This is a genomic window from Streptomyces sp. NBC_01618 (assembly GCF_045209435.1).
Lineage (GTDB): Bacteria > Actinomycetota > Actinomycetes > Streptomycetales > Streptomycetaceae > Streptomyces.
Window position 1 is genome coordinate 6,734,046 of the sequence record NZ_CP109297.1, and the last position, 13,224, is coordinate 6,747,269.

General features: G+C 71.1%; 8 protein-coding genes. 2 read left to right on the plus strand and 6 right to left on the minus strand.

What is annotated here, in order from left to right; translation table 11 throughout:
* Positions 1–149 precede the first annotated feature (149 nt).
* Positions 150–1,178: a helix-turn-helix domain-containing protein gene (locus tag OH735_RS31360; protein ID WP_406385039.1), complete on the plus strand. Its 1,029-nt coding sequence runs from the start codon at positions 150–152 to the stop codon at positions 1,176–1,178.
* 456 nt (positions 1,179–1,634) lie between these two features.
* A complete protein-coding gene (locus OH735_RS31365) occupies positions 1,635–5,024 on the plus strand; it encodes a S8 family serine peptidase (RefSeq protein WP_406385040.1) in 3,390 nt (1,129 codons plus the stop codon).
* Between the two features lie 153 nt (positions 5,025–5,177).
* On the opposite strand, the gene OH735_RS31370 is transcribed toward OH735_RS31365, so the two are convergent.
* The 6 genes from OH735_RS31370 to OH735_RS31395 all read right to left on the minus strand — a co-directional run bounded on the left by OH735_RS31370 (position 5,178) and on the right by OH735_RS31395 (position 13,130).
* On the minus strand, positions 5,178–5,528 hold the full coding sequence (locus OH735_RS31370) for a hypothetical protein (RefSeq protein WP_406386975.1): 351 nt from the start codon (positions 5,526–5,528) through the stop codon (positions 5,178–5,180).
* Positions 5,525–7,036: a hypothetical protein gene (locus tag OH735_RS31375; RefSeq protein ID WP_406385041.1), complete on the minus strand. Its 1,512-nt coding sequence runs from the start codon at positions 7,034–7,036 to the stop codon at positions 5,525–5,527. The genes OH735_RS31370 and OH735_RS31375 overlap by 4 nt, the downstream gene beginning before the upstream one ends.
* On the minus strand, positions 6,990–8,948 hold the full coding sequence (locus tag OH735_RS31380) for an SAV_2336 N-terminal domain-related protein (RefSeq protein ID WP_406385042.1): 1,959 nt from the start codon (positions 8,946–8,948) through the stop codon (positions 6,990–6,992). Before OH735_RS31380 ends, OH735_RS31375 begins: the two co-directional genes overlap by 47 nt.
* Positions 8,949–8,950: 2 nt before the next feature.
* Positions 8,951–9,835, minus strand: coding sequence for an AAA family ATPase (locus OH735_RS31385; protein WP_406386833.1), 885 nt, complete (start codon positions 9,833–9,835; stop codon positions 8,951–8,953).
* Positions 9,836–9,945: 110 nt separating this feature from the next.
* Positions 9,946–11,928 (minus strand): serine protease, encoded by a 1,983-nt coding sequence (locus OH735_RS31390; RefSeq protein ID WP_406385043.1) that lies wholly within the window; start codon positions 11,926–11,928, stop codon positions 9,946–9,948.
* Entirely contained in the window at positions 11,898–13,130 is a 1,233-nt protein-coding gene (locus OH735_RS31395) for an aminotransferase class V-fold PLP-dependent enzyme (protein ID WP_406385044.1), read from the minus strand. Before OH735_RS31395 ends, OH735_RS31390 begins: the two co-directional genes overlap by 31 nt.
* Positions 13,131–13,224: the final 94 nt, after the last annotated feature.

The following is a 13,224-nucleotide window of genomic DNA, read 5'->3' on the forward strand; positions in this document are numbered from 1 at the left end:
GCTCACCCCAGCCATTGGTGGGGTGCAGACCGGGTGAACGGCCAATGGCGACATCCTGACACCGGGGTAGGGTTCGGCTGAGGAGATTCCGCTCGGTCCACGCGAGCTGCGCCGGGACCGGACACGGTGGCCGCCCGAGGAGGAGCCGGATGCTACAGGCGCTGGGATTGGGCCCGGCCGAAGAGGCCATCTACACAGCACTGCTGGCCCGCCCGACAGCCTCCGCGCAGGACCTCGCCCGGCAGACCGGAATAGAGAAGGCCGAGACCGCACGCATCCTGCTTGACCTGGTGACACGTGGCCTGGTGGCGGTTGCCACCGAGGCCGAGAGCGGGGGAGGCGACCCGGCCGCCTGCGGGGTTGGCCTCCAGCCTGCCCGCTACCGGCTCACACCACCCTCGGTGGCCCTGGCCCCGCTTCTCGTCGAGCAGCGTAACGCGCTGCACCGGGCCGAGACCGCGTTCTCGATGCTGACCGAGCAGTACCGCAGTACCGCCGCGCACCCTGCGGGCAGCGTCGTGGAGGTGGTCGTCGGCGTTGAGCAGGTCGCACACCGGTTCCACCAACTGCAGCGCGGTGCCCAGCGGGAGTTGCTTGTCTTCCTCGTCGGCGCGCCCATCGCGGTGCCGCGCGAGGATGCCGACATGTCGGAGCGTTCCGCGCTGGACCGCGGAGTCGACTTCCGGGTCGTGGCTGCCAAGAGCTATCTCGACGGTCACGACGTAGCGCAGGACGTGCGGGCGGCCATCACGGCGGGCCTCGAGCTTCGCCTGGTCGACTCGCTGCCGCTGAAGATGGTCGTGTCGGACCGGGAGCGTGCCATGGTGCCACTGGACATGGCGGACTCCGGCGGCGAGCCGAGCGCAATCGTGGTGCACCGCAGCGGCCTGCTGACGGCCCTGGTCCACCTCTTCGAGAAGGAGTGGGCCCAGGCCCGGCCGCTGTACACCACCACCACGGGTGTGCGCGTGGAGCCGGCAGCCGATCAGCAGCCGACCGAGGGGGAACTGGAGGTCCTCGCCCTGCTGCTGGCAGGGATCTCCGACCGGCGGGCGGCCTCCCAACTCGGCCTCTCCATACGCACCGTGGAGCGGCGGACGCGCCGTCTGATGGACCTTGCCGGAGCGGATTCGCGCCTGCAGCTCGGATGGCACGCAGCACGCGCGGGCTGGTTTTGATCTCCTCCTCGGCCTGAGAGCCGAGGAGTCGCCGTCTGTCGGTGGTCACCCTGCGAGGGTGGCCGCCAACTCCTGGCGGGTTTCTGCTTCACCGCCGCCGGGCCCGTGATCCGGGCTGGAGGCGTCTACCGGAGCGGCGGCGCGCGCATCCAAGCCGACAGGTACCTGACCGAGCCCCTAGCGGCTCTTGGCGGCTTGCGGATGAGGAACGACCTCGCGATGGCGGCGGCCATGATGACGACACCGGCGATCGCGCCGACAAGCGGCGGCCCGGCGGGGCATACCCCCACCTGCCAGGTCCGAAGACCCAACGAGCCGACCAACCGGTTGATGTGACCACGTGACGGAATACCGACACGCGGGAAATCCGTCACGCTTGGCATCCCTACGTAATCCGTATGTCTGCCAGGCTGCAGCCGCAGCATGGCATGTTCACGGCGTCAAGTAGGGAGACTCATGCGCCCCATAACGCGTATAGCCTTGGGCGCGGCGATCGCCGCCGTCCTGGCCGTTACCGCGGTCGCGCCATCCGGGGCGGCGGATACGCCGCCTGACGGTGCCTCGGGGAAGCGGCCCATCGTCGGCAGTGGGGCCGCGGCAGCGGGCGGCAAGCAGGTGGCGGTCACGCTCGTCACCGGCGACAAGGTGCTGGTGACCACGGACTCGTCGGGCCACAGCTCGGCGGCCGTGCTGCCCCGCGAGGACGGCACGCAGCCGATGGTCCAGACCTATCAGATGGGCAAGGACCTCTACGTCTACCCGGAGGACGCCTCCCAGGCGATCGCCGAGGGCAAGGTCGACGAGCAGCTGTTCAACGTCACTGGGCTCATCCGCCAGGGATACGACGACACACACACCGACACGCTGCCGCTCATCGCCACCTACCAGAACGGTGTGAACGTTGCCGACAGCGCGCCGGCGGCCCCTCGCGGGGCCGAACGGGGCCTGAGCCTCCCGGCTGTGGACGGCGTCGCGCTCAAGGCCGGCAAGGACACTGCCGCCACCTTCTGGCAGGACATCACCAATACCCGCTCACGTTCTGCCTCCACGTTGAAGAAGCTGTGGCTGGACAGCAAGGTCAAGGCCACGCTGGACCAGTCCACCAAGCAGGTGCACGCGCCGGAGGCCTGGGCCGAGGGCTACGACGGCAAGGGCACCAAGGTCGCCGTACTGGACACGGGCGTGGACGCCGAGCACCCGGACCTGGTGAACCGGGTCGCCGCGGCCAAGAACTTCACGGACTCCAACAGCACCAACGACCGGCAGGGACACGGCACCCACACCGCCTCCACGGTCGGCGGTTCCGGAGCGGCCAGCGACGGCCGAAAGAAGGGCGTCGCCCCCGGGACCGGCCTGCTCATCGGCAAGGTCCTCAACGACAGAGGCTACGGCGAAAGCTCCTGGATCATCGCTGGCATGCAGTGGGCCGTCGACCAGCAGGCCGACGTCGTCTCCATGAGCCTGGGCAACCCCGCGATCGGCGACTGCACCGACCCGCTGGCCGAGGCCGCGAAGCAGCTCTCGCAGAACACGCACACCCTGTTCGTCGTCGCCGCCGGCAACGCCGGCTCGGGCATCGAGACCGTCTCCTCGCCCGGCTGCGCGCCCGGCGTGCTGACCGTCGGCGCTGTCGACCGCGACGACACCACCGCGTGGTTCTCCAGCCGCGGTCCGGTGGCCGTCACCCACACCCTCAAGCCCGAGATCGCCGCCCCCGGCGTCGACATCTCGGCGGCCAACGCGGGCGGACGCGGCGTCTACGCCTACCGGACGATGTCGGGCACCTCCATGGCGACCCCGCACGTCGCGGGCGCCGCGGCCATCGTCCGCCAGGCCCACCCGGACTGGACCGCGCAGCAGATCAAGGCCGCCCTGGTCTCCTCCGCCCGCACCGGCGGCAAGGTCGCCGGCGCCGACCAGACCGGCGGTGGGGCGCTTGACGTGTTCGGCGCGGTGAACCAGAAGGTGCTCTCCGCGCCCGCCGTCCAGGCCGGCAGCTACAACTGGCCGCAGGACGCCTCGGACCGCACCACCGTGCAGGTGCCGTTCACCAATACCAGCGGCACCGACCTGACCCTGGGCCTGAAGGTCAGCGGTGTGCACGGCAACGACGGCAGCGACGTCAACTCCGGCATCATCAAGCTGGAACAGGGCAAGGTGACCGTCCCCGCGGGGGCCACCGCCCAGGTGCCGCTGCGGATCGATCCCACCGCCCGCCTCAAGGCCGGCCAGTACGGCGCTGTCACCGGCCGGATCCTGGCCACCGGCGGCGATGCGCACGTCTCCGTGCCCGTCACGCTCTACGTCCAGCCGGAGATGGTCACCCTCCGGGTCAAGGTCATCGACCGTAATGGCAAGCCCGCGACCGGCCCCTCCTCCCTGGACCTGGTCAGCCTCGACACCGACAAGGGCGAGCGCCGCAGCAACGCGGGTGCGACCGCCCAGACGTACAGCGTGCGCCCGGGCGACTATGCCCTCAGCAGCTTCGTGGCGAGCTACGACGCGAGCAACAAGCCCGAATCGGTCAGCTACCTCGGGAACCCGCAGCTGCGGATCACTCATGACACCACTGTCGTCCTCGACGCCCGCAAGGCCCACCGGCTGAGCCTGCACACCGACCGCCCCTCGACGGTGAACAACACCACGTTCAGCTACGCCCGCACGTGGGACGACACCTGGCTGATATCCGGATCGCTGATGGCCGGCAACACCGTCCAGAAGTTCTACGCGGACGTCGACGGACGGGCCGAGAACGGCACCTTCGAGTTCCGGCCCACCTGGCGCGCGACCGGTTCCGAGGACGGCTCGCCCTACGTCTACAACCTGTCGTTCCCGACCGAGGGTCCGCTGCAGTCCGACCAGGTCTACAAGCCCGAGGACTCCAAGCTGGCCCAGGTCACCGAAACGTGGAACGCCATGGGCAAGGAGGCCGACTACATCGACGCGATGTTCATCCGCCCCACCGGGAGCAGCGGCAACTACGTCCCCGTGAGCCCGTTCGGCTCCGTCCACGTGCCCGGTACCCGCACCGCCTACTACACGACCGGCGACGATGCCTGGTACCACGGCGCGATGACCAGTTTCCCGTTCGCCGCGTTCATGAACGACCAAGAGCGCACCTACCGGGCCGGAGAGCGGCGCGCCGAGGAGTGGTACGGCGGCCCCCTGCGGCCGGCCGCGCCGCGCGACGCCGACGGCAAGCTGATGCTGACCGCCGAGCGGCAGGGCGACCTGATCGGATTCCAGAACGCGCTCTGGCTCGACGGTTCCGGCGACCACTGGTCCTACGGCGGATCGTTCGGCGACCTCGGCAACCTGGTGCTGAAGCGCAACGGTGAGCAGATCGCCACCAGCGCCTATCCGTACGAGGTGTTCAAGGTTCCGGCCGAGGACTCCGCGTACGAGCTCACCCAGAACCTGTCCAAGATCCCGACCTCGGACCGGAACTGGCTGCGCTCCACCGATGTCACCACCACCTGGAGCTTCCGCTCCCACCTGGAGCCGGACGTCTACTCACGCGGCCTGCCGATCCTCTTCCCGGCGTACGACACGCCGGTGGACGGCCTGAACACCCTGCCCGCGCAGAGCGGCATCAAGGTCGGCCTGTCGGCCGAGGGCCACGCCGGGTACACCCCGGGCGCGATCACGGCGGCCTCGCTGTCCTACTCCTACGACGGCGGCGCCACCTGGACCCAGGCGCCGACCGAGCACCGGGACGGCAAGTGGACGGCAGTCCTCGACCACACCGGCGCCGCCGGCAAGCAGGTCATGATGAAGGCCACCCTCACCGACGCCAACGGCAACGCGGTCACCCAGACCATCACCCGCGCCTACGACGTTCGGTAACCACCCGGTCCGGCCGGGCGCTCTCCCGCAACCGGGGGCCCGCCCGGCCACCCACCTGCTGCCCGCACCCGTGATCATCCGAGTGCGGGCAGCAGGTGGTGCAGACCGCCACGGACACGGCAGGCCGACAGCTTGCCGACGCGGCCGCGCGGCTCACTTCAGTGCGCTCTTCGCCTGCCGGCCGGACCAGGCCACATTCCACGCCCCGTACCCGTTGCCCTCCGCGACCGTGCCCGTGGCGTCGGCGCCGGTGATCTCGAACGGGTCGCCGACCCGCACCTGCTCGTACAGCGCGCCGGGCCGGGCCGGCGCAGCACCTTCGCGAAGATCGCCGATATCTGGTCCGACGGCGTGTTCCAGAGCCCGCGCGCGTGGGAGCGAGCGAACCCTGAGAGGGACCGCTACCGGACCCCTCCCCCAGCGTGGCGGGCCGCCGCCGGCTTCGGCACGGGTGATGCCCGGGAAGGGGCGGAGGGTGGCCTCGACGGCAAGAGATATATTCACGGCGCACCCACCAGTACCTCCTGCGCCAGCTGCGCGAAAGCCTTCGCCACCCGTGGGCGGAGCCTGGACAGGTTCCGCTCCCGGGGGCCCGCCAGGTGCCGATCGAACGGTACGACCACCACGGCCCGCACCTGGGTGGCGAAGATGGCCCGCACGCTCTGTTCGTCCGCCAGATGGTCGATGCCGCCGAGTGCGGTGCACACCACCACTGTCTGGTCTGCAATCTGCTCCCATCCGTCCGCCCGCAGTTCGTCCAGCTGGTCCACCGCAGCCTCGACCGAGTACACGGTGTTGGTGCAACACAGCACCAGCCGGTCGGTGTGCGCCAGTACGGTCGTCGCGCCCCGGCTGATCCGGCTCCCTGCCCAGTCGCTCAGTACCACTGGGTAGTGACGGGCCGTCATTGCCATAATCCGTCGGTACTCGTCAGCGTAGGCCGGACTCGCGGTCGAATGGGCGGCGGCATGGGCCAGCACCTCCAGCCCGCCGGTGCCGCGCGTCGTGTAGGCCCGGATCTCCTCGTAGGAGGCGTTTGCCGGGAGTTCGGCGAGTTCGTGCGGGGTGCGGGGGTTGCGCTCGCGGAGGTAGCCGGACAGCTCGCCGACGGCCGGAGCTCCGTCCATGGCCAGCACCGGCTCGCCCCGCACCGCGGCGAACATCCCGCCCAGCACCAGGCATGCGGTGGTTCGCCCGCAGCCGGGCTGGGCACCTGCGACGGTGATCCGCAGGCTCTGGGTCAGCGGTCGACGCAGCCCAGCCAGCAGCTGGTAGAACCTGCTCCTCTCCGGAGTGCGGGCCGTGGGGAGCAGCGACCTGCTCCCGATGCGCAGCGCGGCGACGTCTCGCGGCGCCGCGCCCGGGCGGGCCAGGAGGGCGGGCCGGGCCCCGGCGCTCCGGGCCTCGTCGACGCGGCGCACCCCGGGCATCGGCCCCCCTCGCGCGAGCGCCACGTACCGAGCGAGGACCGTTGCAACCTCGGCGGCGGTCGGGCGCCGGAGCGGGTCCGGGGCCAGACAGCGGCCGACGATCTCCCGCAGGGATTGCCAAGTGTCCCCCTGCCACAGGTGCATACCGTCCGGCATCCCGTACGAGGTGCCCTGCCGCTTGCTGCTGATCCGGCGCAGCAGTTCCCCGAGGGCCCGGACATTGTCGGCCTGGCTGGGCAACGGTCCGCTGCCCGCGTACTCGCCGTCCACCGCGCAGTCGAAAAGCCCGGTCAGCACCACCGAACGTTGGAGTACCACCACGGTGTCCTCGGTCAGCGAGGCCGGCACCAGCCCGCTCGTGTGGCAGATGCTCAGCGCGCCCGCCAGATGCCAGCCAAGGGTGAGGCCGGTAAGGATATCGAAGGGGGCGCGGTCCGCCTCGGCGTGGAAGCTGATCAGATCGCCGAGGGTGGCAGGCTGCCCCGCCCGCGCGGTGGCATCGCTGAGCAGCTGCATGGCGATCCAGGGGGGATCGTCATCGAGCCCGCGGGCCAGGAGGGCGGGGGAGTAGCGGCCGTTCATCCGGCGCAGTGCCTCCGCCTCGATGACCAGCAGCTGGCCTGTGGCCCGGGGGAGATCGGGGCGGATTACCCGGACCGCGGCCTCCCCGCCCCGGGCATCGCGCGCGGTAGATGATGGACCGGTCGTCGACACGGCGGTACAGCAGCTGATACGGGCCCAGCCGGACGGGGTCCTGTGGAGTGAGCGGCGCCCACGCGGACGACGCGTCGGCGGCGGCCGAGGGGTCGAACAGGTCCGCGACCGGGCCGGGTCCGTGGCCGCCCGGGACGGTCCGGGGCAGTGGCTCCATGGTGATGCCCATCCGCGCCAGCAGCCGGCGCTCCACTGCGGTGAAGGAGCGCAGGGCCTCCGGCACCCGGTCCTGACCGTCCTCGTGTGCCAGCCAGACCGGGAAGTCCGGTGAGCGGCCTGCCAGTTGACTCAGACGTCGCCCCATGCGCCGGCTCGTCGCCACCAGTTCGGCGCTGGGTAGCGCGTCCAGCAGGGCCGGCTTGGCCTCTTCGGTGAATTCGAAGACCTGGTGCCGGGCCGGCAGTGGCCCGGCCACGGGAGCGGCCACCGGTCGCAGCAGCCCGCCCAGAAACACCTCCGCGAGATGCGTGGTCCGTGCCTGCCACGGCACTTCGTTCTGTACCAGCCGCATCACCGGCACCGAAACCGGGCTCACCGCCGCCAGGTGCGCCGCCAGCCGGTACGCTTCCGGGGACGCCGCGTCCCTGAAGTGCTGCACCCCGCGCTCGCCCCGGGACGGTGCCATCAGGGTCCGTAGCCGGGCGGGGCCCAGCAGCGGCAGGCTGACCGTGGTCCCGGGTGAGGTGAGCAGGCGGGCCCAGTCGTGCAGTGCACCGGCCGTCGGTTCCAGCACCGGCACGGGCGTGCCTGGGAACTCGGCGAGTTCCGGCGGCAGCATCTGGTCCGTGACCAGCCATCGGGAGTTGGGTGCCCCGGGGTGCCTGGTGGTGATCTGCCAGCGGTCGGCCTGGATCCCCGATGCGTCCCACAGACCGGGCGGCAGGGTGTGCACCAGGGCCGTCGGCCCGCAGCGCGCCCACCGCGTCAGCACCGGGTGCATCCGTCCCTGGCGCCAGGCCGAACCCATCCCGTCGCTCAGGACGAGTACAAGCGTCCGCCCGGACGGGTCGGCGGACAGTGAGGACGACAGGGGTGCGCTCGTCGGATCGAAGGGCCGCCCGCGCAGCATCGGTTCCCCGGGGCCGGTGCTGTCCAGTCCGTACACCCGCAGCGACCGGAAGGCGCCCAGCCGTTGCAGGGTTGCCTGGATGTCCGCGGTCAGCCGCTGCCAGAGCAGCATCGAGATCCCGTCGTCCACCACCAGGACCAGGTCCAGCCAGCGCTCGCGTACTGGGCGCATGACCACGTCCGGCAGCCTGGTCTCCGCCAGCGCGGCGGCGGTGGCCCGCTCGTCCAGTTCGGACCGCCACCGGCTCGGCCGCTTCCGTTTCAGCGGCCGCAACGACCGTCCCACCAGCAGCTCTTGCGTCAGGGCTTTCTCTTCCGGCACCCGGACCGGCATGCCCGGCTGCGACTGGTCCTCGAGGTCGGGTACGGAGTGTTCGGCAGACTCCCGTACGCCGGTGGGGGGCGGCAGCGGTGCCGCGTGCAGGCCAGGGAGGGTGAGGTCGGGCAGGTCTTCGTCCGGCAGCTTCAGCTCCCCGGGGGCTTCCTGGTCCGGCTCCGGCCAGGACTCGTCCTCTGCGGCTGTCCCGTCGGCGGGGTGCTGGGAGCGGGACCGGGCGGCGGCGAGCGGCAAGGCGGCCGGATCGCCGGACAGGCTGTGGGCCAGCCACAGCACGTCCAGTACGCCCTGGGCGTCCAGGTCCTGACCGACGGCGGCCAACACCTGGAGGACGGTGCCGAGCCGGTCGGGTTCGGGCACGTCGGGCCTGATCATGCTCAGCCTGCTCCGGTCAGCTGGTGCAGGACCGCGTCCAGCAGTCCATCCGCGTCCAGGTCCACCCCGCCCGCGCGCAGGAACACCGCGTTCAGCAACTGGTCGGTGGCCAGCTCACCCGGCGCCCTGCGGCGCAGGAATGCCTGGAGCAGGTCGTCAACCTCAAGCAAAGCCTGATCTCCCAGATGGGCCGAGACGATCGCCCGCAGCCTCGCTTCGTCGGGGACCGGCAGATCGAGCCGTACGCAGCGGCGCAGGAAGGCCGGCGGGAAATCCCGCTCTCCGTTGCTGGTGATGATCACCACGGGGAACTCGGTGCAGTGCACCATGCCCCGCTCCACGAGCGCCGTGCCCTGATGGTCTGCGGTCAGCACCTCCACGGCATCCGTCCCGTCGGGCAGCCGGGCCAGCTCCGGGATGTCGAAGATCCCTTCCTCGAAGACGGTGAGCAGGTCGTTGGGGAGGTCTACGTCCCCCTTGTCCATCTCGTCGACCAGCAGGGTGCGGGGTTTCGGTCCCGGGACCCGCGCCGTGCCCAGCGGGCCCAAGCGGACGAACCGGCCGATGCCGGGATCGCCCTCGCCCCGGTCCCGGCTCAGTGTGGTCTCGCGCAGCCGCCCGATGGCGTCGTACTGGTACAGCGCATCCTGCACGCTGGAGCGGCTGTTGACCGACCAGCGCAGCAGCCGACCCAGCTGGAGCTCGTGGGCCACGGCCTTGGCCAGCGAGGACTTGCCGGTTCCGGCAGGCCCCGTGACCAGCAGCGGTCGGCGCAGGTGGAGCGCCGCGTTGACCACGTCGGCATGCTGCGGGTTGATCAGGTACGGGAGTTGCGGCGCAGGTGCGCCGGCTTGTTTGAACCGCCTCCATGGCGGAGCCGGGGGCATCGACACCGGGCGCGGCACCCCGTTCCCGCGGAAGAGCCGCCAGCTGCCTGCATCCGTCTCGTGGTCGCCGCGCTCCCGCGGAGTGCCGGCTGCCCCGTTCTCTGCCTCGCTCATGCGCTCTCCTGTGGTTCGGCCAGATACAGCTGGGGCACGGTCCGGTCGGCATCAGCCCAGGCCAGTACGGGCCTGCCTGGGTAGTCCTGGGGCCGGTGCACCGTCTTGGCACGGTACGACCGCACCCCCTCGGGCAGCTCGCGGGTGGAGACCACGTCCATCTGTGCCACGGCCGCCGACTGGCTCTGCCCTGCCCGGTCCCAAACCACCACCGGCACGCCCACCGCCAGGCACACCTGCACGATCTCCTCCCGGAGTCCGGACGGTACCGCCACCGAGACCCGCACGGCATCGGCCCGGTCCATCAGGGTCCCGTAGATCTCCCGAGGGCCCATCGCCGCGTCGCTGAATATCAGCGAGGTCCCGGTGTCAAGCTGGCGCCAGCGCCGCCTCCAGTCCGGCAGGAAGCGCTCGTTTCGACGCAGTAACTCCGGGCAGTTCACCACTACTTGGTATTCCGCACCGAGTACAGCAGGCACGACGTCGTCGGGGTCGTCCGTCTCCCACTCATCGATGGGCAGGTTCAGTCCCGCCCGATCGACCAGGGCCTCGACCAGCGGCCGGTGCTCGCCCGGGTCCGCTGCCCGGCACAGCGACTCCAGCGCGCGCAGCACCTCCCGGGCGGCCTGCGCCCCGCTGTACACGCGCTCGCCGTCGGTGGAGACTTGGCGGGGTCCCGCTCCTTCGTCGCACCACAGGCGGAGCCGGTAGCGGTCGGCCCCGGCAAGCGTCTGCACCTGCACCAGTACCCTCAGCGGCGCTGTCCGCGCGCCCTGTGTACGGGCCCACTCCTCGGCATCGGAGCGGCGCTCGGCCAGCGCCGAACGGGGTATGCCGAGCCGGTCGGCCACACCGTCGGACCAGAGCCGCAGCCGGGCCCGCGGTCCCTCGCTGCACAGGACCGCCAGATACTCCATCACCCGCAACAGTCCGGGCACCCGAGGGCCCGCGGGATCGCCTTGACTGTCGCCGGAGAGCCGCTCCAGGCTGGTCAGTGTCTCGTCGAGGCGCTCCCCGTCGGGCAGCGCCGCGGCCAGCGGCAGCGCGGCCCGCATCGCCTGTGGCAACCGGGCCCGCAGGCTCTCGGGCAACCCATCCAGTTGGCTGCGCAGCCGGTCGAACTCCCTCGGCGAGAGCAGCAGCGGCACCTGGGAGAGCAGCCGTGCTTGCAGGATCCGCTCGGTGGCCGGAGGGTCCAGCAGGCGCAACACCTCGCTGAGCGCGGCCAGCGCCCGTGGGTCCGTCACCAGCAGCCGGGCGAACTCCTCGTTCCCGGGCGCCGATCCGTCCTGCGGGTAGGCGTACCCGCAGCGCTCGGCCACCGCCCGCGCCCGCTCCCGGCGTATCTCGGGCGAAGGCATCACCGTCTCAAGCAGATCGGTCAGCAGCGGCAGCGCGGGATCCTCCGGATCGGCCTCGGCCGCCGCCTCGAAAAGCCCCGACGCGTTCGCCGCGCGCAATTCCTCCTGGATTGCCTGCCAGGGGGTGGCCCAACTGCGGCGGGCGATCTGCTGACTGCCGTACGGGAGCGGCCGTCCGCTGATCGGGTCGAGGGGCGGCATGATGTGCCCGGTGACGAGCCCTACGACTACCTGCGCGTCCACGGACCACAGCGGGCCCCCGCTGTACGCCGGCCCGATGGCCATCCCGGTCGGCTCACCGTCGACGTAACCGACCGCCCCGTCAAGGTACTTGACGTGCACATCGGCGAATGAGCTGCCCAGCCCGGTGCTGTGCCAGGCCCGCAGCCTCTGTCCCGACTCCATGGGCGCCCACTTTGGCGGTCGACCGCGAAAGTCCCCGGGCCGGTCGACGGCCAGCACGGCCAGGTCCCCGTACCAGTCGTGGTCCCGCTTCTCGCGCACCGGCAGTCCGTCGTCGCGCGACCGGTTCGCAAAGATCAACGCGTCGATGCCCGCACGCCGGCGGATCGCGCCGGAGCAGTCGGTCAGCTCCGCATGCGGGCCTGACGGGCCCACTCGTGCAGGGCGGGAACGCAGAAGTCGGCGAAGCGGTCGTAGTCGGCCGGGGTGTTGTAGACATGGGCCGACAAACGGAGGTAGCCGATTCCGTCGAAGCTGGTGAAAGCCGCCTCCACGCCCAGTTCGGCGGTGGCCCGGTCGCGCAGCGCGTCCGCTGCGATGCGGGTGCGTCCCAGTCCCTCGGGAAGGCGGACCAGGCGCATACCCGGCACGGGCATGCCGACGTCCACGCTTTCCGTAGGCCCCGCCGAGCCGGCGAACGCGGAGCCGATCACGCGGGCGCCGTAGTCGGCCAGTTCGTCCATATAGCGGCGGCCCGTCTCCCAGCCCCACGTGCGGTCGATGAAGTCCAGTGCCACCGGCGCCGCCAGAGGTCCGGTGGCGTCCACGGTGCCCTGCTGGTCGAAGCGGTGGGGAAACGCTTCGGTCGCGCTCCAGGAGTCGATCAGTGGATGGAGGTGCTCGCGCAGCGGGCCGCGGGCCACGAGGGCTGCCGTGCCGCGCGGTGCGCAACCCCACTTGTGGAGGTTGCCAACCCAGGCGTCGCAGACCAGCCCTTCGAGCGGGGAGGCCAGGATGCCGGGGGAGTGGGCACCGTCCACGAGCAGGGTGATGTTACGCCGGGCCAGTTCGGCACCGACTTGCTCCACCGGCAGTTCACGGGCGGTGGCCGAGGTGATCTGGTCGAGCACCACGAGCGCGACCCGGTTGTCCACCTCGGACATCACCGCCCGATATGCCTGGTCGGCGTCGGCTGTCAGCGGCACCCGGGCCGTGCGTACCCGGCGGCCCCAGCCGCGGGCGAGGCGTTCCGCTCCCATGGTGACCGCGCCGTAGCCGTGATCGGTGACGACGATGTCTCCGCCGGGATGCGCGGTCAGGGCGGCGTACACGGCGCTGGCGCCCGCGCTGGCGTTGGGTACGAGTGCCAGGTCTTGGGCGTCGACGTGCAGAAAGCGGGCGATCTCGCCGCGCGTGGCGGCGATCCGGGCGGGTAGCCCGGGAAACCAGACGACGGGAGCACGCTCCATCTCGTCCCGCAGTTCGTGCTGCCGCTGCTGTGCGATCAACGGGACGGCGCCGAAGGAGCCGTGGTTGAGGTGCAGCATTCCGGGGTCGAGTGACCAGGCTGCGGCGGCAGGCCGGCCGTCGCTAAGCAGCAGCGGGCGAGGCTCGGTGACGACCTCGGTCTCGCTCATGTGACTCCTCGTTACTCGGCGCTTCCGGGATTTCGAAGGTGCTCGGAGCCCATCTGCTCGGCACCGCCCGGTCGTCGGCTCGCCCTTACGATAC

Bases quoted from the DNA above. Each gene is read 5' to 3' on its own strand.
- OH735_RS31380 (WP_406385042.1), bottom strand. From the start codon at position 8,948: ATGATCAGGCCCGACGTGCCCGAACCCGACCGGCTCGGCACCGTCCTC.
- OH735_RS31375 (WP_406385041.1), bottom strand. From the start codon at position 7,036: ATGAACGGCCGCTACTCCCCCGCCCTCCTGGCCCGCGGGCTCGATGAC.
- OH735_RS31395 (WP_406385044.1), bottom strand. From the start codon at position 13,130: ATGAGCGAGACCGAGGTCGTCACCGAGCCTCGCCCGCTGCTGCTTAGC.
- OH735_RS31360 (WP_406385039.1), top strand. From the start codon at position 150: ATGCTACAGGCGCTGGGATTGGGCCCGGCCGAAGAGGCCATCTACACA.
- OH735_RS31365 (WP_406385040.1), top strand. From the start codon at position 1,635: ATGCGCCCCATAACGCGTATAGCCTTGGGCGCGGCGATCGCCGCCGTC.
- OH735_RS31385 (WP_406386833.1), bottom strand. From the start codon at position 9,835: ATGCCCCCGGCTCCGCCATGGAGGCGGTTCAAACAAGCCGGCGCACCT.